Consider the following 22978-nt stretch of genomic DNA (forward strand, 5'->3'; position numbering starts at 1 on the left):
GCTCAGTGCGGCACGGGGCTGATCGGACGACTTTCGGCGATCCGCTGTTCGACGCGGTGGATCAGAGCGTGCACGCGCGGATCGCGCGCGAGCTGGTTGTCGAGCACCACGTTGATCACGCCGCGGAACAGGGCGTAGAGTTCCCACTGCGGCGGCGCGATGGTGCGCGGCGCACGGTGCGCGATGCCCTGCGCGAGAGATTCGGCCGCCTCCCGCACTGTGATCCGCTGGTTCAGCGGCCAGGGCAGCAGCGCTCCGAGATCGGCGCCCAGCTCGTCCTCGTCGAGGGTGCCGTGCGTCATCGCGGTGTCGACGATGCCGAAATACGCGACACCGGCGGTGGCCCCGACCGCGGCCAGCTCGACCCGCAATGCCCGCCCGAACTGCTCGACCGCGGCCTTGCTCACCATGTAGGGCGAGCCGCCCATCCCCGGCGCGAATGCCGCGGCGGATGAGACCACCACGACATGTCCCTTGGCGGCGATGACGTCGTCCAGCGCCGGGTGCACGGTGTTGAACACGCCGGTCACGTTGATGCCGATGACGCGATCGAAATCACCGGGGTTCATCGTCCGGATCGTCGCAGGCTGGGGCACCACCCCCGCGTTGGCGACCACCACATCGATCCGGCCGAATCGGGCACGCACCCGGGACATGGCCTCGCGCATGCCGATTCGATCGGACACGTCCGCACGCACGACCAGCGCGCGCTCCCCCATCGAGCGTCCGACCGCCGCCGCGGCGGCCTGGTCGATGTCGATCAGCGCCAGCGAAGCGCCCGTGGCGTAGAGCTTCTCGGCGAGGGCCCGGCCGATGCCGGTGCCCGCACCGGTGATCGCGACCACCCGTCCCCGCACGTCCAGTGTTTCCGCGGCGAACGGGGCGGGCAGCGGCAGCACCTGACGCAGCAGGCCCATGACGCTCACCGGACCCGCACCTCGTAGGACTCCGGATCGAACCGGCTTGTGCGCCGCCGATATTCGAAGCTCCAGTTCGGATATAGCCCCGCGTAGCCGCCATCGGCCGTCAGGTAGTAGCTGCGGCAGCCGCCGGTGAGCCAGGCGGTGTCGCGGCTGCGTTCGCTCACCTCGTCGAGGAAGGCCCGCTGGACCTTCTCACGCACATCGATCCGGCGAATGTTCTGCGCACGCATGGTGGTCACGGCATCGACGATATAGCGAACCTGCGCCTCGATCATAGAGATCGCGGGCGGATTGCCCGCCACACCGAACGGCCCGAGCGCACCGAAGAAGTTCGGGAATCCCGCGAGCGTCGCGCCGAAGTAGCTGCTCAAACGTTCTCGGTAGCGGTCGCAGATCGAGCGTCCGTCGGTGCCGTGCTCGCGGTCGAAAACCCTCGGCAACACGCCGAATCCAGTGCCCCGGATGATCGTGTCCGCCTCGTGCTCGACACCGTCGGCGCTGAGGACGGAGTTGGCGCGGATCTCCTCGATACCCTCGGTCATTGCCCGCCGAACTCACAGATCCAGTTCGAGTTCGCCACCGCGCGAACGGGAGACGCAGGTCAACATCGCGTGCTCGCGTTCGGCGTCGGGCAGCAGGAGGTCCCGGTGCTCCACCACACCCGCCCGCACCCGGGTCTTGCAGGTGCCACAGAAGCCCTGTTGGCAGGAGTACGCGACGCCGGGCAGCACCCGGCGGACCGCCGTGAGCGCGGACTCGTCGGCAGCCACCTCCACGTCGAATCCACTGCGGTGCAGACGGATACGGAACGGCTCGCCGTTTCGCACGGGCAGCGGCGAGAACCGCTCGGTGTGCAGCGAGACCGAGGGGTCGTGCAGCGCGAGCACCGCTCGCGCTGCCTCGGCCAGCGGAGGCGGCCCGCAGACATACACCGCGGCACCGGTCGGCGCCTGCTCGAAGATCATCCTGGCGTGCGGGGCGCCGAACTCGTCGTCCGGCCGCACCACGACATCGCCGCCGGTGCACTGGGCGAGCTCGTACAGAAACGGCATCCGCGACCTGGTGCGGCCCAGATACATCAGCCGCCAGGGCACTCCTGCACGTTCGGCTGCGGCGACCATCGGCAGGATCGGCGTGATCCCGATGCCGCCCGCGACGAACAGATAGCAGGGCGCCTCGACGAACGCGAAGGCGTTGCGCGGCCCCCGCACACGGAGCCGGTCGCCCGCCCGCAGCCGCCGGTGGATCTCCACGGAGCCGCCATCGCCGCCGACGATGAGGCGCACCGCGATCCGGTAGGAGCGGCGGTCGTCCGGGTCGCCGGTGAGCGAGTACTGCCGCTGACGACCCGATGGCAGGAAGACGTCGAGATGCGCGCCGGGCGTCCAGGCGGGGAGCGGCGCACCGTCGGGGTCGCGCAGCGTCAGGCTGACCACCTCGTCGGCCTCCTGCTCGATCCGCTCGACGACCACCTCGAAGTCGTAGCCGGTGCGCCGCACCGGATGCGGTCGCGAAAGCAGCTGCGCGGCATCGCCTTCGACAAAGATTCGCTTGTACGCGTCGGCCGCCGAACCGATCAGCCGCAGCGCGGCGCCGGGACGGAACCGCTCGCCGACGGCCGTCATGCGTCCGCCGCCCGTGCCGCGGGCGATTGGGCGAGGTAGCGCAGCGCGTTGTCCTTCGGACCCAGCTGCGACGGGTGGAAGCCCGGCCGCAGGTAACGCGGGATTTCGGTGAAGAAGGTGGTGAGGCTGGGCACCACCCCCCGGACCGACGCGCTGGCCAGCTGTAGCGGCCAGAAGCGCCCCTTGTTCCTGGACGGGTCCTTGTGGAACAAATAGCCGCCCGAGATGACGAACAGGACGAGCAATCCCGAACTGGCGATGAGCGCCTGCCGTGCCTTACGGCCGTAGCCGCCGTCGACGTACATGTACGCGTCGTAGACCACGTTGCGGTGCTCGACCTCCTCGGCCCCGTGCCAGCGGATGAGGTCCAGCATCGCCGGGTGCATGCCCTTGGCATCCAGTTTGTCGTTGGTCAGCAACCATTCGCCGATCACGGCGGTGTAGTGCTCCATGCCGGCGAACAGCGCCAGCCGCTCGCACAGCCACTCGTGCTTCGCCCGACCGGTCAGCCCGTGGTCACCGAGCACCCGGTCGATCAGCCATGCGACACTCTCGACCATCGGGCCGACCTCGAGGCCGAGCCGTTCCAGCTGCCGCCGCGCCTTCTCGTGCGAGTTCGCGTGCATGGCCTCCTGGCCGATGAAGCCGCGGACTTCCTCGCGTAGCCGCTCGTCCTCGATCAGGGGTAGCGCTTCGGCGAGCGTCTGCGCCATCGCGCGTTCGCCTTCCGGTAGCACCAGGTGCATCACGTTGATGATGTGCGTGGCCATCGCCTCGCCGGGGATGTAATGCATCGGCACCGTGGTGAAATCGAAGTCGACGGCGCGCGCGTTGATCGCGTGTGCCTGGTCGACGTAGGCGGCAGGCCCCATATCACACCCCTCATCATTGGTCGTCCTTCTCGCAATCTATTGATGACATCACATGCTGTCAACATCACATGATGTCAACTCAGGAGCTATGAGAGGATGGCGCCATGGTCGAAGCGGACGGATCGGTTCCGGGTATGCGTCACTGGCGCGGACGCTCTCCCGCCGATCGGGTCGCCGCCCGGCGGGAACAGCTGATCGAAGCGTGCACGGAGTTGATGGCCACCATCGGCGCCGCGGAGACCTCGATGCGCGGCGTGTGCAGGCAGGCCGGGCTGACGGAGCGCTACTTCTACGAGAGCTTCCCCAACCTGGACGCGCTGCTGACCACCGTGCTCGACACCGTGGTCGTCGGCGCACGCGACCGGCTGCTCGAGGAGCTACCCCATGCGCCGATCGAACGCGACGCGATGTTCCGCCACATGGTCGGCGTCTTCACCGACTACCTGGTGGAGGACCGCCGCCGCGGCCGGATCATGTTCGTGGAATCTCAGGCCACGCCGGTGCTGATGCCGCACGCCCACGAGCTCATCGGATTGTTCACCGCGCCGATCGCACTGATCATCGGCGCGAGCGACTCGGTGCCCGACGAGTTCGACAACGCGCTCAACGCCAGTGCCATCTTCGGCGCCCTCGCCTACCTCTACCCACCGTGGCTGGACGGCGAGATACCCGTTCCGCGAAAACGTTTCGACGAGCATGCCGCGAATGTCATCGAACGGATCGCCACGGCGCGCTCCGCACCGCATAACGAGGCTTAGTCCCTCGTCCCGACCGGCCCGGACCGCCGCGCACGCTCGAAACGCACGGCGCGGTCGGCGACCGAACCGTGCCGGAGCACGACCAGGTCGCGCAGATAGGTCCCACGTTTCCACCCGGGTTCGCGCGACTCTCCAACGAGACGAAAGTTACTGAAGGAAAAGGCGTTCGGACATGCCGGCTCAGGAAAGGGCCCTCCGGCCGTTTCGTTGGGCCCATGCGAGACTCGTCACGATGCTCACCTACTTTCAAGCGACTGTCATCGGCGCGGTGCAGGGTGTCACCGAACTGTTCCCGATCTCGAGCCTCGGGCACTCCGTGTTGGTTGCCGCATGGCTCGGAGGCGATTGGAAGAAGTTGGCCAACCAAGGCGAATCCGTCACGGGCACACCATATCTGGCTTTCGTGGTCGGGTTGCACGTGGCGACGGCGGTGGCGCTACTCGGCTACTACTGGCGCGACTGGTGTGCCATCGGCGCCGGTTTCATCACCACGCTGCAGACCAGGCGCCTCGACACCGTGCCCCAGCGGCTCGCGTGGCTGATCGTGATCGCCACCATGCCGGTCGGTGTCCTCGGGCCGTTGCTGGAACATCCGCTGCACGCTCTGTTCGCGGCGCCGACCTACGCCAGCGTTTTCCTGACCCTGAACGGTGTCGTGCTGATTCTCGGTGAGGGACTGCGCCGACGGAACGCGCCGTCACTGGCGGAATACGGGCGACGGTTCGCTCGACGGGAGGCACGCAGAGGCGTTCTCACCGCTGAAGCGGAAACGTGCCGCCAATCCGACCGGCCACTGGCCGCCCTCGGGGTCGGGGACGCCGTCGGCATCGGCTTCGCCCAAGTCGGCGCGCTGCTGACCGGGTTCAGCCGGGCAGGTCTCACCATGGTCGGCGGTTTGTGGCGTGGTCTCGAACACGAGCACGCCGCCAAATTCGCCTTCCTGCTTGCCACTCCGGCGATCCTGGGTGCGGGGATAGTGGAGTTACCGGAACTTGTCGGGCCGAACACCGACGGCATCCGCGGACCGATGCTGGTCGGCGCGCTCGTGTCCGGGGTGTCGTCGTGGCTGGCAGTGCGGTTCCTGGAGCGGTACTTCCACACCCGCACGCTGCTGCCGTTCGCGGTGTACTGCCTGGTCGCCGGGCTGCTCTCGATTGTCCGATTCAGCTGAGGTCGCCTCCGACGCAGGCCGAATTCGACAATTGCGTAGTGTGGCCGCACAACCGGGGACGGCCACTTCGCCCACAAACGCCACGACATGCTGTCGGGCCGAATCCGCCAATACCTGCCATGGGCAGCGGAATCAACGTCACACCGTAATCACGCTCGAACTGTGCGCGCTCACGTCGAGCGCGATGCCGCGCGGGGCCAGTGACTGTGCTGCGCGTCGACCGCGGCGGATACCGACACCGAGGTGAGCTACCGCTGCGGTGGGTTAGGGTGGCGGTGTTCGGATATTTCCGCCTGCTGACCGGGAGAACACTGTGGGGCTGAAAACGGGGCTGGGTCGCGTCGCGCGAGGATTCAATACCGGGGTGGCCGCCCTCCTCGAGGTGCCGGTGCTCGGGCCTCTGATGGGCAAGGGGTTCGTGGTGATCACGTATGTGGGGCGGCGGTCCGGGCGGACATTCAGCACGCCTGTGAACTACCGACGAAAGGGCAACGAGCTCCTCATCGGAGTCGCCATGCCGGACAAGAAGAGCTGGTGGCGGAACTTCCTCGGTGAGGGCGGTTCGATCACACTGCATTTGAATGGTGCCGATAGGCGCGGACATGCCGTGGCGCGGCGCGACGAACGCGGCCGTGTCATGGTGAAGGTGCGGCTCGACGAGGCGAGCTGAACGGACCATGCCACGACGAGGCGTGCGTCGGCGATCGGTCGTGGAATGAGGGGGCGCACATACCAATCGAGCCCCGGACCGATCTGCGTCGGTTCGGGGCTCGTTCGGGGGTATTCGCGCCTACCGACCGATCGCTCAATGGTTGACGAGACGAATGTACCTCGCAGCATTGAGCATTGCCGAATCGGTGCAGCCCCCTGGCCACAATCACGATGCTACGGCCGAACGATGCAACTGTCGGCACCGGTGCGCTCGCTTCGCTCGCTCATGCGACGCCTCCATATTCAGTAGTGCGTTCTTCGCGCCGACGGCTCCACGAACATGAGATTCCGTCATCGAGCGCCCGGTTCCCCTTCTCTGCGCGATAGTCCACTAGCACGCAGCACTCGACGCGCAATGCCCGCCCGGACCGATTCGTCGGTCCCGATGATCCGCACGTGGCGGCGGGCACGGGTGATCGCGGTGTAGAGCAGTTCCCTGGTGAGCAGGGTCGATTCGGGCTCGGGCAGCACGACCGAGACGGTGTCGTACTGGCTGCCCTGGCTACGGTGGATGGTCATCGCGAACACCGTCACCACCGCGGGGAACTGCGTGGGGTGAACCAGGTATGGCTCGCTGCCGCGTTGCAGTGCCGCACGCAGCGAGCCGTCGGGCATGCGCACGACGACACCGGTGTCGCCGTTGTAGATGCGGGCCTCGTGATCATTCGCGGTGACCAGCAACGGCTGGCCGGGATACCACGGCGCTTGGTGCGATTCGGCCCCCGCTCCCGCGGCGGCGGCCCACTCGGCGGCCATGCCATCCCAGCGTTCGACGCCGAAGGGGCCCTGGCGGTGCGCACACAGCAGCCGGTGCGATTCGAGGGCGGTGAGCGCGCCGGCTGCGTCCCCGTCGAGCGCCGCGGCCGTGACCGCGTGAGCGGCCCGCGCGACGTCGGCGCGCACCGCGGCCATGTCGTCGGGCGCGCTCAGCGACAGTTCGGTACCGCTCGCACGCAACAGTTCGAGCGCGGTGTCGGCGTCGCCGGCCCGTACCGCGACGGCAAGGTCCGCGATCCGGCCGCCGAACCTGCGTCCGCGCGTCAACCGGACGATGCCGCCACGCAGACGGGTCCGTTCCAGCGTGGTCAGTGCCTCCGGATGAGCTTCGGGCGCAGCCGATTCCGGGCCGAGGATCTCCTCGAGCACCGGGTTCGGGGCGCCCGCGACAGGTCCGGCGACCAGGTCCGCGAGCACCGCGCCCGCATCGACCGAAGCGAGCTGGTCCGGGTCGCCGACCAGGACCAGGCGGGTGTCGGGGCGCAGCGCGGCCAGCAGTCTGCTCATCATCGTCAGCGAGACCATCGACGTCTCGTCCACGACGATCACGTCGTAGGGCAGCCGGTTGAATTCGTGGTGCTTGAATCGGGTGGTGCGACCGCGCTGCCAGCCGAGCAGCCGGTGCAGGGTGGCGGCGGTGAGCTCGGGCAGCCCGAGCGACCCGGCTTGCTCGCGCACGGCTTCCTGCAGGCGAGCTGCTGCCTTGCCGGTCGGGGCGGCCAGCGCGATGCGCAGCGCGGGCAGCTTCGGGGTGGCCTTGCGATGTGCGTCCAGCAACGCGATGATCCGCGCGATGGTGTGGGTTTTGCCGGTGCCGGGTCCGCCTGCGACCACGGTGGTCCACTGCGTCGCGGCGAGCGCGGCCGCCAGACGCTGGCGGTCGGGCGTCGCACCGGTCGGCGTCTCGAACAACCGGTCCAGTTCGCGGCGCACAATCTCCGGATCGACCACCGGGTGATTGCCGGACCGTTCGGTGAGCACCCGACGGATGGTCTGCTCCTGCTGGTAATACCGGTCCAGGTAGAGCAGCGGCCCGGAATCGTCCGCACTCTGCGATTCGACCAGTCGCAACGGCCGCAACGGCCCCGCCGGTCCGCCGCGCACCAGCGGGCTGACCCGCAGCTCGGCCACCACTGCGGCGATGTCCGGCCACGGCAGCGTCGCCGGATCTATTCCCGCGTCCCAGGTTTCGTCGGCGTCGACACCGATCTCCCGCATCCGGTGTAGCTCGAGGCACACCGACCCGGACCGCACCGCGCGCACGGCCAGCGCCGCGACGAACAGCACCTGCTCGGACGGCTCCCGGCCCAGCCTGCCCAGCCTGAGCGCCACGTGCACGTCGGCGGCCGACAACACGCCCGCCTCGTTGAACGTGCGCAACAGCCCGGTTCCCCGCTGCGCCAGCTGGATCGAGGTCATCGCCGGTCCTCCCCGGCCAGCAGCGCCGACAGCGCGACGATCAGGTCGACGGGCGGGTTCCAGTCGAATACACCGCAGCCCGCGGGCGTGTGCGGTCCGATCATGCCGCGCACGAACAGGTATCGTGCGCCGCCGAGGTGGCGGGCCGGGTCGTAGCCCGGCAGTCGCCAGCGCAGATATCGATGCAGTGCAACGGAATACAGCAGTGCCTGCAACGGATAGTGGGAACGCATCATCTCGCCGGCCATGCGATCGCGGGTGTAGTGCGCGACGGTGAGGTCGCCGGTGCCGAGCCGGTTGGTCTTGTAGTCGACTATGACGAAGCGCGGGCCCGCGCCATCGGTAACGCGCAGGACGGCGTCGATGCTGCCGGTCAGGTACCCGCGCAGCGGAATGTCCTCCAGCGCCGCCAGATGGTCCGCGTACTCGAACAGGTCGTCGTCCGACGGCAGGTGGGCACGCAGCACGTCGGCGATTCGCCGCAGCGTCGCCGCGGCGGCGCCGGGCCGGTCGCCGCCCGCCAGCGGCAGTTCGAATTCCAGCTCGTTGAGCCGGTCGCGGCAGGGGATATCAGCGAGGCAGCCGCGATCGAGCGGAGTGCGCAGCACGGCCAGCAGCGCGGTGGCGAGGAGCTCCGGGTCCGCCTCGGCCATCAGTTCGGTCACGGCCTCGCGGCACCGGTCGCGCACCTCGGTATCCAGATCCACGGTGTCGGTGTCGATCCGTTCCAGCACGCCGTGCACGAGGGTGCCGAACTCCGCGCCATAGGGCAGCGCGTTCATCAGCGAGGCGACACCCGCCTGCTCTGGGTTCGATTCGGCGACCGGTGGGGTGCCGGTGGGCTCGTCATCGACACCCGTGGCGCCCTCGGGCTCGCTGTCGACCTCCGGCGCGGCCGGTCCGTGCGCGGAGGCGGTCAGTGCCGAATACGAGGTGCGCCGCCACTGCTGGTCCAAGACTCGGTCGAACCGCGCGGCCGCCAGCTCGCCGGTCGCGGGTTCGGGGCGCACTCGCCGGATCGCGATATCGTCGGCACGGGCCACCACCGTCACCGCGATCGCCTCCGGGACGCTTGCCGCCCATGCCGAAAGGGCCGACGCCGCAACGGCATCCGCCGGGACCGCGGCGCGGGCAGGCACCGCGGCACCGCCCTCCGTCCGCCCGAACACCATCCGGTGCAGCGGAGAGGCCGCCGTGCTGATCGCGGGCGCCCACCATGCGACTATCTGGCACATAGCCCTGGTCAGCGCGACGTACAGCAGCCGAAGCTCCTCCCCCGACTCCTCGAATTCGCAGCGCCCCTTGCGTTCGGCGTATCCCGGGGCGTCCGGACCACCCACGTCGAGGACGCGCGCACCGTCGTCGGCGTGGAACAGCAACGTTGCCGGATACGGGTTCTTCGCGCTGTCCCACGCGAAAGGCACATAGACGACGGGGAATTCGAGTCCCTTACTGGCGTGCACGGTAGCGATCTGAACGGCGGCGGCATCGCGGTCGAGCCTGCGGCTGCGATCGGCCACGGCGCCGGAGGCGGGATCACGCACCCGGTCGGCCAGCCACCTGGTCAGCGCGGTCAGCCCGAGTCCCTCGGTGAGCGCGACCTGATCGAGCAGCTGCGCGAGGTGGCGGAGGTCGGTGAGCTGACGTTCCCCGTTCTCGACGGCGAGCAGCCGTTGCGCGAGACGCGCTTCGGCGGAGATCTTCTCGAAAACGGCGGCGAAACCCGCACGGGCGAACAACCGCGCCGCGTCGCGCAGTTGCGCGCTGATCCGACCGACCAGATCGGCGCCGCCGCTGTCGATCTCGGCCGCCGTGACGCCGAGCAGCGGCGTGCACGCGGCAAGCCGCACCCGGTCGCCGCGGTGCGGCTGTTCCAGCGCCCGCAGCAGCCACAGCCAGTCCGTCGCGCTGCTGGTCGCGAAGACGCTGGTACCGCCGGCGAGCACGGAGGCGACACCGACCCGGTCCAGCGCGGCGCGCACCACGTCGATCTGCGACCGGGTCCGCACCAGGACCGCGATATCGCCGGGCCCGAGCGGCGTGCGCACCGCGCCGCCGGGCGTCGTGAGCCCACTGGCATCGGCGGCGACAACGGGTTCGGCCTTCGCGTCGAGCAGGACACCGGATTCGAGCAGGCGGACGATGTCTGCGGCCAGATCCGCGGCGACCTCGGCCCGCATCCGGCCGACCGTCGGGAAGCCGGACTTGTTCAGCGGACCCGCACCGGTCCGCGGCAAGCACCGCACCCGCATCGGGGTGGTCAGCTCACCGGGGCCGGACAGACGCGACCACGGTCTGGTCGCGTCGACCGGGTGCACGCTGATCTCCGGGTGCCCCAACGCCGCACCGCCTTGCAGGTGGTCCAGCGCGGCAAGGAGCCCCGCGTCACTGCGCCAGTTGGTGGTGAGTTCCATGCGCGTGTCGGCGTGCGCGACCGCGTCCAGGTAGCTGAGCACCTCGGCGCCACGAAAGGCGTAGATCGCCTGCTTCGGGTCGCCGACCAGCACCAGGGTGGCGTGCCCGTGGAAGGACGTGCGCAGGATGTCCCACTGCAGCGGGTCGGTGTCTTGGAACTCGTCGACGAGGGCGACGCGGTACCGCGCGCGAATGCGGCGGCAAGCGCGCGGGCCGTGCTCGGGATCGGCGAGCACGTCGTGCAGCAAGACCAGCAGGTCGTCGAAGTCGCGCAGCCCGGCCAGCCGTTTGCGGCGCTCGGTCTCCGCGCGCACCGCGCGCGCGAACGCCACCCGATCACCCGCCGCGGACTCGTCGTCCGGAACCAGCACCGCGTGGCGGTCCCGCACCGCGGCCACCGCCAGGGTGCGTGCCTCTTTCAGAGAGAAGCGCGGTTCGGCGCGGGCGTAGCGGTCGAGGTACACATCGTCGGCGACAATGCCGACGAGATCGTCCACGGTCTCCACCAGCCGGGTACCGGGATCGTGTTCTCCCGCGAGACCGAGTTCGTCGAGCATGCGCTGACAGAAGCTGTGGGTGGTGGCGATGGTGCCCGCGTCGAAATCCGAGAGCGCGGTCAGCAATCGGCGCCGCCGCAGCCGCACCTCGTCGTCGTCAGCCCGCGCCAGATATCGGATCAGGTCGTCGGCGTGTGCCCGCGCCGAGTCCGGATCCGCCAGCCCCGCCGCGACGGCGACGAACCGGTCGCGCGTGCGTTCCCGCAGCTCCTGTGTCGCCGCCCGGCTGAACGTCACCAGCAGCAGCTGCGACACCTCGATGCCGGCTTCGGCGACGAACCGTACGGCGAGACCGACGATGGCGTGCGTCTTGCCGGTGCCCGCGCTGGCCTCCAGCACGGTCGTCCCCGTCGGCAGCGGACCATACAGCTGGAACGGGTCGGTAGCCTCGAATCCGGGCGTGGCGAACGAGGTCTCCTGCACGGTCACGCGTGCCTCCCTCCTGCGCCCGGTGTCGCACGCTCGGCAGGCGGCACAAGGGTTTTCGGCCAGCCGGGGTCGCAGGCCGCTGGGACGATCCCCGGATTTCGGGCCGGACGCCCGAGCTGCCATTCTGCCGGGCAGGAGACGACGACCCGGCGACCGACACGCGGCGCGGGCGCGGCGGGCGCGGCACGTAGGAACGTGCCGAACGGATGGTCACCGATCGCGCTGTGGCCGTTCACGGCTGACCCTGGCTTTCCGCGCCGAGCAGCGGAGCCCACATCCGTCGCGCCAGCGCGCCGAAGCGGGTGGCCTCGCCGGGGTCGCCCGCGGGAGCGGGCGCGGCCATCAGGTCGGCGAGACGCGGTGCCGGGCCCAACACGTAGCGCAGATGCCGGTCGGTGTGATCGCCGAACGGGCCGGGACCGTTGGGGCCGCCGTCGAATTCGCGTTCGGCCGCGGCGACGGCGTCGTCGATGCTCGCGCCCCGGAAGCGGCGTTCGGCGTAGACCGCGGTGGCGGCGGGTGCGATGGGCAGCGGCTCGGTCAGTCCCAGATCGCGCATGGCGACAAGCTTCCGCAAAATCTCCCTGGCCACGGGCACATCGGGGGCGGTGAGCTCGCAACGCCATGCGGGGCGGCCGAATCGGCCGCGGCCGGTGCTCACCGCACGCCAGGACCGATCCTCGGTGACGGCGAGGGCGAGCAGCGAAACCCACGCGCCGATGCGATGTTTCGGGGCCAGCCGGGAGAAAGTGGTGCGAACCAGGGTGTCGCCGCGCACCTCGGGCACAGTGCCCGTCAGCCTGCGGCCGTTCCCCAGATCCACCACCACGTCCACAGCCCGCGGAGTACCCGCGTAGTCGGCCTGCGCGGCGCGGACCAGCCGGTCCACGGTGTGCTCGACCTCGTCGAGAACGGCGGCGCCGAAACCGAAGGGCGGCAGCGTACCGCGCCGCCACTCCGCCGCGCGCAACCCCGCCGGGTCGGCGCCGGTCAGACGGGCCGCCAGGAGACGCTCGCCCAGCTCCCACTTCGCCAAACCGTCGAGTTCGATGGGCAGCCGGTCCGCGATGTCCTCCTCGTGCTCCGGGACCCGCAGGCCGAGCCGCTGCCACAGGAACGCGCGCACCGGATGCTCGACGAACGAGATCAGATCGGCCAGTGCCACATCCGCGGTCTCCGGCGCGGGCAGCGGCACCGCGAGGAACGGGGGCCGCGCTTGCGTGGGCCGCCCGACCGCGTGCGCACCGGCCAACGCCACGGCGTCGAAGCTGAACGGCCGCTCGGCACGGAAATTGCGAAGGTCGAAGGGCTGCAACGGATGCCGTGTTACCACTCCATCCATCGCCGCGGCGCCGACATGGGCCCGTAGCGCGTCCAGCAGCTCGGCGACCGGGATAGCGGGCGGGCGGTGTGCACCGCTGACCGGGTCCGCGCCGGTGTGGAGCACCAGCAGTGTGTCGCGCGCCGCGAGGACCGCGTCCAGCAACAGCTGCCGGTCCTCGCTGCGCGGATCCCGTTCCCCGAGCAGCGGTTCCCTGGCAAGCACGTCGTCGCCGTCGACACCGCCCGCGCGTGGGAACACGTCGTCGTCCAGTCCGAGCAGCACCACCACCCGGTGCGGCACCGACCGCATCGGCACCATCGTGCACACGGTCAGCTCGCCGGTGCGGAAGTTGGCCCGCGTCGGCCGCGCCGCCAGCCGCGAGCGCAGCAGCACCGCGACGTCGGCCAGCCGCAACGGCACCTCGCCCGCGTGGTCGGTGGCGGCGGCGATCTCCTGCCTGGCCTCGGTACGCACCCAGGCCTGGGCGTCCGCCACGTCCGTCAGCAGGTCGAGCGCGCGGCCGAGCACCGCGGCCCACTCGTGCGCCGGGCGGGGACCACGCAGGTCGCGCAGGCACACGGCGAGCCGATCGATGAACTCGGCGAAACGTCCGGCCAGATCGATGTCGTTGCTGTCCACGTCGTCCAGCGGGAGCGCGAGATCCAGCCAGTCGTCCGAGGTTTCGCCCGCCGTGACGCCGAGCAGGATCCGATCCACCGCGCTGTTGAGCGTGTTCTGAGCGAAGTCGGCAAGCCCGAACGCCTGCCGCTGGCGCTGTCCGATCCCCCACCGCGCGCCCGATTCGGCCGACCACTCGCGCAGCCGCTCGATGTCCTCGTCATCGAATCCGCATCGGCGCCGGACCGTTTCGGCGGCTGCGAGGTCGAGCACCTGGGTGACGGTCACCCGGCCGTCGGCCAGCTCGAGCAGGACGCCGATTACCGCGAGCAACGGGTTGGTCACGCCGCGCCCCCGGTCGGCGAGGCGCACCCGGAGCCGATGCGCCGGATGCTCCGAATCGCCCTGCGGCTCAGTCGATCCCGGCATGCGCTGACCGAACGCGGCGAGCACCAGCGGCGCGTACGCCTCCACCTCGGGACACATGACGAGCACATCCCGCGGCTCCAGAGTCTCGTCGGCCGCGAACAGCCCGAGCAGGCACTCCCGCAATACCTCGACCTGCCGCGCGGGACCGTGACACGCGTGCACCCGCACGGTGCCGTCCGCGCCGACCTCGCCGGTCCTCGGCGGCCAGCGATCGTCCCGGATCCCCGCCTGCAGCGCGCGCAGCAACGTCTTGGGCGGCGATTCTGCTTCCAGCGCAGTGACTTCCGCCGAAAGAGCAGTGACTTCCTTCGAGGGATGGTAAATGTCGGTGCCCGTTGCGGCGGGTTCGGACAGCCGCTGCTGGAGTTCCCGGACGTCACGGGCAAGTCCCGCGAGCAGCGGATGCGCCACCGCTGTCGCGGTGCGATCGTCGGCGCGCCTGCGCACCGCGGGCGCCCGGTCCAGGAGCGACCACATGGCCGGGCTCGGATGGGCCAGCCACAGGTGGATCTCGCGGCCCGCGGCCAGCGCCGACAGCACCGCGAGCTGATCGCTGGGAAGCCGGGTCACGCCGAACAGCGACAGCCGCGGCGGCAGCGTCACCAGACCTGGTTCCGCGCGCAGCCGCGCGCACACGGCATCCAGCCGCTCGGCCGGACTCGGCACCCCGACCTCCGCGCGCAGCCCGCGCCACAGCATCGGTTGCCAGCGCAGGTCGTCGGGCACCTGACCGCCCGCCCCGTCGACATCCCGGCCCGCCGCCCATGCAGTGAGCAGCTCTGGGCGCTGCGATCCGTAGCTGTCGAACAGCGCGGCCAGGTGCGCCGCGGTGGCGTACCGCCTGCCGACGCGGGGCTCGCGAGCCGAGGGGTCCTGCGCGCCGAGATGCCTGGCCAGTACGTCGCACCACGGTTCGGACAGCGAAGCATCGATCACCCGCAGCAGGCTCCACACCACCCGCTCCTGCGCCCACGGATCATCCGCGGGGCGCACCCCGCTCGCCGCGGCGAGCACTTCCGCGACCAGCGCGGCCGGGGACGGGAAGGCGATATTCGCACAGACACCGTCCTCCGCGTGGCCTGCCCCGAGCACCGCCGACAGCGTCTGCGTCAGCCATCGCTCGACACCCTTCGCGGGCACCGCCACCACCTCGCCGGCGAACGGGTCCGCCTGCGGCGTCGCCAGCGCACCGGCGAGCGCCTCGGCAAGCACGTCGGCGCGCTCGGCACGGTGGATGTGCAGCGGCATCTGCGCCCTCTCGGTCGATGTGTCGGACTGCGCTGGAACTTCGCGGCTCCCTGGTTGCTCGGGGATGGCGCGGCGCCTTGGGCTTCGTGCACGTTTATACGCCCAGCGACCGACGCGCAACTGCACCGCCCCGGCCGGGCAGGAGTGAAATAGACCACACGAGAACGGATTCCTTCGCCGTGTCACGCAGGGTCCACGCGCCTGATGTGCGACAGTGCTGGACCGGGGAGGAACGAGAGAGCTGCACCGAAAGGCTGGTTCGCGTTCATGGATGCGATGGTGATTCCCTTGGTTCCGAGAGGCGGGTTCACGGTCCGCCGGGTCGGTGACTGCTGGGAGCTCGTCCACTCGCGCCACTACGGTCGCACCGTCGTCCTCCATTCTTGGCCCCGCGACCGGCACAGCGAGGCGTTCGAGCACTGCTACCGCCTCAACGGACGCACCGTCGAAGAGCTGCGCGCCGCTTTCCGCTGACATGCTCATGGCCGAAACCCGCTGCGGCGCAACTGCGCAACTAGCGCTAGCACAACCCGCGGCCGAGCTCAAGACGTGCGTCCAGGGCCGGGATGTGCGATCGTGGTCCCTCGTGCGTTACCCGTCCCCCGCCACCCGGGCCATCCCCCGCGTAGCCACCTCAGCCTGTGTCCTCGCCGCCGCGGCGATCCTCGTTCCGAGCGTGCCCGCCATGCTCCCGACCGCGGGCGCGGCGCCGCTCGCGCATACGCAAGCGTGCCTGCCCGGTTTCGACTGCGATATGAGCAGCCGCATCGCCAGTGTCGACGCCTACCTGAACAGCCGTCCCGGCATCACCGGCTACGTCGTGCGCGACCGGGTCTCCGGCGGGGTCTATGCCAACGGCAATGCGGAGAACGCGGTCTGGACCGCGTCCACGATCAAACTCGCGATCGCCGCGGATCTGCTGAACCGCGCACGCGTCGGGGCGATCACGCTGTCGCCGGACGATCGCGGGCTGATGGAATCGATGCTGGCCACCTCCAATGACGGCGCCGCGGACCGGCTGTGGGTCAAATACTCGGGCCTCGACCGGATGGCGTTCAACAACGCGTTCCGCGCCAACGGGATGTCCACGCTGGAGCCACAGCCGACCAACACCGCGCTCTTCCCGGACTGGTCGTTCCAGAAATGCACCGCCGCCGACCTGGATCGGCTGATGGACTACATCCTCGGCCAGATGCACCCCGACGACCGCAACTACCTGGTCGACCGGATGCGTGCAGTGGACTCCAATCAGCACTGGGGCGTGTGGGGCGCGGGCGAGCAGATGCGTCCCGGCCTGAAGAACGGCTGGTCCGCCGAGCAAGGTGGTTGGGTCGTGAACTCGGTCGGCTTCGCCGGGCCGGGCGAGCGCTACACCCTGGCCATCATGAGTTCGCTGGGTGACGCCGGCGGCTACGCAGAGGGCGCCGACACCGACACCAAGGTCGCCCAGCTGCTCTTCGCCGGACGCTGACGCGCGGCGCCTGGCGGGGTTGTTGTGCTCTCCCGTCAGGCGGCCGAGTGCCGACGCAGCGTCATCGGCGCACCGTCCCTCGGGAAAGGGATCGTGGTGAATCCCCAGGGCATTCGATATTTCTCCGGGATGAACCACTCGTACTCGCGCACCAGTGCGGCGGTCACCGTCTTCACCTCGAATGTGCCGAAGTGCATCCCGATGCACTTGTGCGCGCCCGCGCCGAACGGCAGCCAGGCCAGGCGGTGCGATTTGTCCTCGCGCCGCTGCTCGCCGAACCGCTCGGGATCGAACACCTCCGGCCGCGTCCACAGCTCAGGTAGCAGGTGATTGACCTGGTAGGCCACATCGACCGGGGCGCCCGCCGGAATGTAGTGGCCCGCGATCTCGGTGTCGCGCACGGCGCGGCGCGAGAATCCGGGAACCGGCGGCATCAGACGCAGGCTCTCCTTGACCACCAGATCGAGATCGCGCAGCCCCTCCAGGTCCGCGATGGTGGGCGGCGCGTCGCCGATCCGGTCGTCCAGTGCGCGCACCTCGGCGCGCACCCGTTCCTGCCATTCCGGATGTTTGCCCAGATAGTAGGCGACCGCGGTGGCAGTCGTCGTGGTGGTGTCGTGCGCGGCCATGATGAGGAAGATCATGTGGTTCACCACGTCGGCGTCACCGAAGACACCGCCGTCCTCGCTACGCGCGTGACACAGCCCGGAGAAGAAGTCCGGCGATACGGTGCGGCGCTTTTCCGGCAGCATCGCGGTGAAGTACTCCTCGAGTACCTTTCGGCCGCGCAGCCCGGCCCGCCAGTTGCCGCCCGGCACCGAGTGCCGGATGATGGCAAGCCCGGCGTGGGTGCAGTCGACGAAAGCGTCGATGAGCTGCTTGCGCCGTGCACCGACGTCGACACCCATGAAACTCTCGCCCGCGATATCGAGGGTCAGCTCCTTGATCATGGGATACAGGCCCACGGTGCGTTCGGCGTCGCGCCCCTGTGGAACCCACCGTCCGATGCTCGCGCGCACCACCGGGGTCAGCGCCGCGAGATGCGCCTCCAGCCGGTCTCTGGTAAAAGCCTGCTGCATGATCCTGCGGTGGAATTTGTGTTCGTCGAATTCCAGCAACAGCAATCCGCGACGGAAGAATGGACCGATGAAGTAGTCCCAGCCCTGCCCGAAATCGCGGCGCCTGCGGCCGAGCACCTCATCGATCGCGTCCGGACCGGCGACCAGCACCCGGTCGACGCCCAGCGAGGTGTTCAACGAGACCGGACCGTATCGGCGATAGCGCTCCATCATCTCGGCTGGACCCCAGCGCATGTAGTGCAACGCCCGGCCGAGATATGGCAGCCCGGCATCACCCTCCACCGGCGCGGTGGCGCTGCCCTGCGGCGGAGTGGCCAGCACCTGGTGCCGTTCCGGGAGCAGCCCGAGGGCCCGGTCGATCAGATGCCCATGCGGGACCTCGATCAGCGCTTGATTCTCGGATTCGGCCTGCACGCTGGGCTTTCGGCCGACCACACGGTCCCCGGCGACCATGGCAAACCTCCTGAGCGACAGTTCCTATCGTATTCTTCTTCGCGTATTCGCTCGGTCGGTTCGCGGAACGAGCCTCCCCACAATCCCCCTGCGGCGGTGAGATGTCGCACTGCGACATGCCAGGTCCGGGATCTCGTCGTGACGGTGGGTGGCGCGCCGACTACGGTTGGGCGTGTCAGGAACCGTCGCCGGGGAGCAACCCCGGTCCATCGAGGAGCAGGACGATGAGCACTCAGACTGTCGAGAACCGTCACCGGGTGGTGGTGATCGGTTCGGGCTTCGGCGGCCTGTTCGGCACCAAGCACCTCAAGCGCGCCGACGTCGATGTCACCCTGATCTCCAAGACCTCCACCCACCTGTTCCAGCCGCTGCTGTATCAGGTCGCCACGGGCATCCTGTCGACCGGCGAGATCGCGCCCGCCACCCGGCTCGTCCTGCGCAAGCAGAAGAACGCGCAGGTGCTGCTCGGCGAGGTCACCGGCATCGATCTGCAGAACAAGACGGTTACCTCGCGCCTGCTGGACCAGGACACCGTCACCCCGTTCGACAGCCTGATCGTGGCCACCGGCGCGCAGCAGTCCTACTTCGGCAACGACCGGTTCGCCACCTACGCTCCCGGCATGAAGACCATCGACGACGCACTCGAGCTGCGCGGGCGCATCCTCGGCGCGTTCGAACAGGCCGAGCTGGCCACCACCCAGGAGCAGCGCGACCGGCTGCTGACCTTCGTCATCGTCGGCGCGGGCCCCACGGGCGTCGAGTTGGCCGGGCAGATCGCCGAACTCGCCGATCGCACGCTGGAGGGCACTTTCCACAACATCGATCCGCGCGATGCGCGCGTCGTGCTGCTCGAGGGCGCGGGCGCCGTACTCGGACCGATGGGGCCGAAGCTCGGCGGCAAGGCCGAACGGCGGCTGGCGAAGATGGGCGTGGAGATCCAGCTCAACGCCATGGTGATCGATGTCGACGCGTTCGGCGTCACGGTCAAGGACTCCGACGGCACGGTGCGCCGCATCGAGTCGGCGTGCAAGGTGTGGTCGGCCGGGGTGCAGGCCAGCCCGCTGGGGAAGATGATCGCGGAACAATCCGATGGCACCGAGGTCGACCGGGCCGGGCGGGTCGTGGTCGAGCCGGATTTGACCGTCAAGGGCCACCCGAACGTCTTCGTGGTCGGCGATCTGATGTCGGTGCCGAATGTGCCGGGCCAGGCGCAGGGCGCAATTCAGGGCGCGACCTACGCCGCCAAGCAGATCAAAGCGGAGCTGAACGGCCAGACGGAGCGTAAGCCGTTCAAGTACTTCAACAAGGGCAGCATGGCCACCGTCTCGCGGTTCAGCGCCGTGTGCCAGGTGGGCAAGCTGGAATTCGGCGGGTTCCTCGCGTGGCTGGCCTGGCTCGGGCTGCACCTGTACTACCTCGTCGGCTACCGCAGCCGAATCATCACCGTCATCCAGTGGTTCGTCACCTTCCTCGGACGCACTCGCGGGCAGATGGCCGCCACCGAGCAGTGGGTATTCGCGCGGCTCGCCTTGGAAGCCATCAGTACCGGCGACGACGAGGATGCCGAAGAACTCGCCGCCACGCTCGGTGCCGCCAGCAACAGCCGGGTCGCGGTGGACAAAGCCATCAGGGATGCGAAGGCAGGCTGACGCCGGTTTTACGCCAATACGGCGGGCCTTCGTGGTCTGGTCGGCCTCGGTCACGCGCGACTCACCGACCGGCAGCATCGCCCGTCCCCTGGTAGCCGGTGGATCGCACCGGTCGACACCGCTCGACGGCACCTCCTGGTGACGCCGCTGCCCGGCACACTGCGCGCCGATAACACTCCCTTTCCGGCTCCCCGCCACAGGTTGCGTTCCCGCCCGTCGAGCGGGCCGATCCCGGGGGCCTGCTCGACGCCGAGACGGAAGGTTGCTCAAGCAACCACCCATTAGCAACTCTTCAGCTATGCTCGCGCTGTGTGTCACCGAGATACGACCAATCCGTGTGGCCAGCAGAAACGAATGTCGGCGTCGAAAGTCTCTTTCCGTATGAAAGGTGATCGATGGGCACAGGCAAGCACAGAGTTCCCGAACCGCAGCGACAGAAAATGAGTTCGATGGTCGTGGCGGTAGCGGTTCCACTGGCGCTACTGGTGGGGACCGGCACTGCGAACGCCGAGCCCGCTCCGTCCACCCCGCCGGTGACCCAGCCGGATCAGACGGACCCGCAGACCGACCCCCAAGCCGACCCGCACACCGACCAGACGGACCCACAAACCAACCAGACCGATCCACAAACCAACCAGACCGATCCACAAACCAACCAGACCGACCCACAAACCAACCAGACCGACCCACAAACCAACCAGACCGACCCACAGACCGACGAGTCGGCGCAGTGGCCCGCAGCCGAAGAGCCGAATGTGCGTCCATACAAGGGGCTGCGGATCCCGGACGGCACGCTGAGTTCACTGCAGTGGGCGCGGCCGATGCCGGACAGAAAGTACCTGGCACCGCTCGGCCCACTGCACGGGCCCGTTCCGGTCGCCCCGGTTCCGCCGATTGCGCCGCCACCCGGCAAGTTCCGCTTCGGTGACGTGGTGGTCGACGCGCCGGACTCGCAGCTCTACCGCGAGCAAGCCATCCAGATCAACGACGGCGCAGCGGTAGCCGAGGCCGATATGGCGACATTCCTCGACTCGATCGGAATGGAACGCAGCAGGTCCGACAGGATCGCAAGCGAGACCGTCGGCGCCGCGGCGATAGGTGCGGCGACGGGCGCGGCAATAGCGAGCCCCTTCGCGCTGACCTCGGCAGCCGTCGGCGGCATCATCGGCACAGCTATCGGCCTGCCGTTCGCGCCGATCGGCCTCGCCGCAATTCCCATCAGCATCGCTTACGGCGCGGCCATCATCGCTGTCCCCATCGCGGCCATCGGGGCGGGCATCGGTGCAACCGTCGGTGCGGTGCACTCTCTCAGTGCGCCCCCGCGGGCTATCAGCGAGGATCAGGCGGTGCATTCGAGAGTCGAGTGAGAAGGGTGGGACTCCGCCGACATTGTCGGGCTCCCAGCCTTTCTTCCTCCCGCCCTCTACCAGACGAATTCGGCGCGAGGCACCCGGCCGTTCATACGACTCCCAAGTCCGACTCCCGGAATATCGGCACGCCTTTGCCGGGTATCCTGGTTGACGCGCAACGCTTCAGCTCTCTCGAAGGGGGCGCGTGTGCAGACCGGTGATTGGCTGGTTCTACTGCTGGGCGTTCCGCCGGTATTCGGCGCGTTAGGCGTGCTCATCGGGCGGGCCGTCGGAACGCGGCGCCAACGGCGGCTCGACGCCGCCCCCTCCGCATCACCCGGAGACAGTGAGCAGTGACCCGGTGCGAGTGAACAGGCTGCCACCGGCCGCGAGCGGCAGCCGAGTCTGCGCCAGTCCGTTTGTCGCCGCCGGACACTCGTCTGGATAGACGAGTTCGCTCTCCACTGCGCGCGGGGCCGCCAGCGCATCATCGGCCGGCGTACCGGCACCCAATTCCAGGCGATGGCGCAGCAGCGGCGTGGCGTCGACGTCGGCGATCATCTCTCCCTGCCACCAACCGTCGTCCTCGCCTGTTCGGCCGATCTGGATTCGTTCGCGCATCCGCAACCGGGCATCGGAGGCCAGCCGAATCGTGGTGACGGTGTGGTGCCGCGCACCGCCCGCGACGATCATCGGCTCGGGATCGATATCCAGCATTCCCGCGCTGCCGATCTCGAGGTGCCAGCGACCGATCGACAACGAAGTCTCCACGCTCGGCAGCGCGATGCTCGCCGCGACCGAACGCACCACCAGCTCGGCGCCCGGTCCGACCACAATGACGATATCGAGCTCGTCACCACCCAGCGGCGTGGCCGCGGTGCCGATCAGATGCACCGTGTGCGGTCCGGTACGGCGAGCCGACAGTCCGCCGCTCGCATGGATCTCCGGTAGGGTCGCGGCGGCCGCGACGATCCGTAACTCAGTGCGCAACTGAGGATTCGGCGCCTGCCGCGCGGTCCCGTTCGGCTGCCGCGCGTAACTGCTGGCGCACCCAGGAAAGCACCGGGGTGGCGGCCGGGTCTTCGGTGAGCGAGATCAGCGCGGTCGGTCGGCCATCGCGCACCCGCGCCGCGTCTCGCTCCATCACACCGAGATCGGCGCCGACCAGCGGGGCCAGGTCGGTCTTGTTGACCACCAGCAGATCGGAAAATGTCACGCCGGGGCCGCCTTTGCGCGGGACCTTGTCACCGCCCGCCACGTCGACGACGAAGATTTGCACGTCGATCAGGCCGGAGGAGAAGGTCGCGGTGAGGTTGTCTCCGCCGGATTCGACCAGGATCAGATCCAGCGGGGGGTTGGCCGCGACCAGGTCGTCGATGGCGTCCAGGTTCGCGGTGATGTCGTCGCGAATGGCGGTATGCGGGCAACCGCCGGTCTGCACGGCGGTGATGCGTTCGTCCGGCAGCACCGCGTGGCGGCGCAGAAAGTCGGCGTCCTCGGTGGTGTAGATGTCATTGGTCAGCACCGCCAGCGACAGCTCATCGCGCAGCTGCCTGCACAGCGCGGCCACCAGCGCGGTCTTGCCCGACCCGACCGGGCCACCGATGCCGATGCGCAGCGCCTCGCCGGGTGTGCGCGCCCGCTTGGGCCGATCGTGGATATGGTCGTGCGGCTCGCCGTCGATCAGGTGCGGGGGCATTT

General features: G+C 69.2%; 17 protein-coding genes. 7 read left to right on the plus strand and 10 right to left on the minus strand.

Annotated features, from left to right (window positions below; all coding sequences use genetic code 11):
• Nucleotides 1–2: 2 nt before the first annotated feature.
• Genes AB4Z47_RS04290 through AB4Z47_RS04305 form a run of 4 tightly spaced genes read right to left on the minus strand, consistent with a single transcriptional unit; the run spans nucleotide 3 to nucleotide 3420 of the window.
• Nucleotides 3–917 carry a short-chain dehydrogenase/reductase gene (locus AB4Z47_RS04290; RefSeq protein WP_441948050.1) on the minus strand — a complete coding sequence of 305 codons (915 nt, stop codon included), beginning with the start codon at nucleotides 915–917 and terminating at the stop codon, nucleotides 3–5.
• A 5-nt stretch (nucleotides 918–922) separates the two neighbouring features.
• Complete coding sequence (locus AB4Z47_RS04295) at nucleotides 923–1465, minus strand: hypothetical protein (RefSeq protein ID WP_441947969.1); 543 nt, start codon at nucleotides 1463–1465, stop codon at nucleotides 923–925.
• A gap of 12 nt (nucleotides 1466–1477) precedes the next feature.
• Nucleotides 1478–2548: a PDR/VanB family oxidoreductase gene (locus tag AB4Z47_RS04300; RefSeq protein ID WP_441947971.1), complete on the minus strand. Its 1071-nt coding sequence runs from the start codon at nucleotides 2546–2548 to the stop codon at nucleotides 1478–1480.
• Nucleotides 2545–3420, minus strand: coding sequence for a metal-dependent hydrolase (locus AB4Z47_RS04305; protein ID WP_441947972.1), 876 nt, complete (start codon nucleotides 3418–3420; stop codon nucleotides 2545–2547). The genes AB4Z47_RS04300 and AB4Z47_RS04305 overlap by 4 nt, the downstream gene beginning before the upstream one ends.
• Before the next feature lie 104 nt (nucleotides 3421–3524).
• Between AB4Z47_RS04305 and AB4Z47_RS04310 the strand changes: the two genes are divergently transcribed.
• From AB4Z47_RS04310 to AB4Z47_RS04320, 3 genes are all read left to right on the plus strand, one after another.
• Nucleotides 3525–4178 (plus strand): TetR/AcrR family transcriptional regulator, encoded by a 654-nt coding sequence (locus tag AB4Z47_RS04310; RefSeq protein WP_441947973.1) that lies wholly within the window; start codon nucleotides 3525–3527, stop codon nucleotides 4176–4178.
• A 232-nt stretch (nucleotides 4179–4410) separates the two neighbouring features.
• Nucleotides 4411–5349: an undecaprenyl-diphosphate phosphatase gene (locus tag AB4Z47_RS04315; RefSeq protein WP_441947974.1), complete on the plus strand. Its 939-nt coding sequence runs from the start codon at nucleotides 4411–4413 to the stop codon at nucleotides 5347–5349.
• 364 nt (nucleotides 5350–5713) lie between these two features.
• Entirely contained in the window at nucleotides 5714–6019 is a 306-nt protein-coding gene (locus AB4Z47_RS04320) for a nitroreductase/quinone reductase family protein (RefSeq protein WP_441947975.1), read from the plus strand.
• Nucleotides 6020–6351: 332 nt separating this feature from the next.
• Here the strand turns inward: AB4Z47_RS04320 and recD are convergent, their stop codons facing one another.
• The 3 genes from recD to recC form a co-directional block, all read right to left on the minus strand.
• Nucleotides 6352–8256 (minus strand): exodeoxyribonuclease V subunit alpha, encoded by a 1905-nt coding sequence (gene recD / locus AB4Z47_RS04325; protein ID WP_441947976.1) that lies wholly within the window; start codon nucleotides 8254–8256, stop codon nucleotides 6352–6354.
• Nucleotides 8253–11657 carry a UvrD-helicase domain-containing protein gene (locus AB4Z47_RS04330; RefSeq protein ID WP_441947978.1) on the minus strand — a complete coding sequence of 1135 codons (3405 nt, stop codon included), beginning with the start codon at nucleotides 11655–11657 and terminating at the stop codon, nucleotides 8253–8255. The genes recD and AB4Z47_RS04330 overlap by 4 nt, the downstream gene beginning before the upstream one ends.
• Before the next feature lie 232 nt (nucleotides 11658–11889).
• On the minus strand, nucleotides 11890–15276 hold the full coding sequence (gene recC, locus AB4Z47_RS04335; protein ID WP_441947979.1) for an exodeoxyribonuclease V subunit gamma: 3387 nt from the start codon (nucleotides 15274–15276) through the stop codon (nucleotides 11890–11892).
• Between the two features lie 267 nt (nucleotides 15277–15543).
• Between recC and AB4Z47_RS04340 the strand changes: the two genes are divergently transcribed.
• Nucleotides 15544–15750 (plus strand): hypothetical protein, encoded by a 207-nt coding sequence (locus tag AB4Z47_RS04340; protein WP_441947980.1) that lies wholly within the window; start codon nucleotides 15544–15546, stop codon nucleotides 15748–15750.
• A gap of 211 nt (nucleotides 15751–15961) precedes the next feature.
• Nucleotides 15962–16747: a tat pathway signal sequence gene (locus tag AB4Z47_RS04345; protein ID WP_441948052.1), complete on the plus strand. Its 786-nt coding sequence runs from the start codon at nucleotides 15962–15964 to the stop codon at nucleotides 16745–16747.
• A gap of 35 nt (nucleotides 16748–16782) precedes the next feature.
• Here AB4Z47_RS04345 and AB4Z47_RS04350 read toward each other — a convergent pair whose 3' ends face one another.
• Nucleotides 16783–18279: a cytochrome P450 gene (locus tag AB4Z47_RS04350; protein ID WP_441947982.1), complete on the minus strand. Its 1497-nt coding sequence runs from the start codon at nucleotides 18277–18279 to the stop codon at nucleotides 16783–16785.
• Between the two features lie 224 nt (nucleotides 18280–18503).
• Here AB4Z47_RS04350 and AB4Z47_RS04355 point away from each other — a divergent pair, with 224 nt between their 5' ends.
• Both AB4Z47_RS04355 and AB4Z47_RS04360 read left to right on the plus strand, forming a co-directional pair.
• Complete coding sequence (locus AB4Z47_RS04355) at nucleotides 18504–19928, plus strand: NAD(P)/FAD-dependent oxidoreductase (protein WP_441947983.1); 1425 nt, start codon at nucleotides 18504–18506, stop codon at nucleotides 19926–19928.
• 440 nt (nucleotides 19929–20368) lie between these two features.
• On the plus strand, nucleotides 20369–21295 hold the full coding sequence (locus tag AB4Z47_RS04360) for a hypothetical protein (RefSeq protein WP_441947984.1): 927 nt from the start codon (nucleotides 20369–20371) through the stop codon (nucleotides 21293–21295).
• A gap of 315 nt (nucleotides 21296–21610) precedes the next feature.
• Here the strand turns inward: AB4Z47_RS04360 and AB4Z47_RS04365 are convergent, their stop codons facing one another.
• Complete coding sequence (locus AB4Z47_RS04365; protein ID WP_441947985.1) at nucleotides 21611–22267, minus strand: urease accessory protein UreD; 657 nt, start codon at nucleotides 22265–22267, stop codon at nucleotides 21611–21613.
• Nucleotides 22257–22976 (minus strand): urease accessory protein UreG, encoded by a 720-nt coding sequence (ureG, locus tag AB4Z47_RS04370; RefSeq protein ID WP_441947986.1) that lies wholly within the window; start codon nucleotides 22974–22976, stop codon nucleotides 22257–22259. The genes AB4Z47_RS04365 and ureG overlap by 11 nt, the downstream gene beginning before the upstream one ends.
• Nucleotides 22977–22978: the final 2 nt, after the last annotated feature.

Source organism: Nocardia sp. 2TAF39, assembly GCF_052114905.1.
Classification (GTDB): Bacteria; Actinomycetota; Actinomycetes; order Mycobacteriales; family Mycobacteriaceae; genus Nocardia.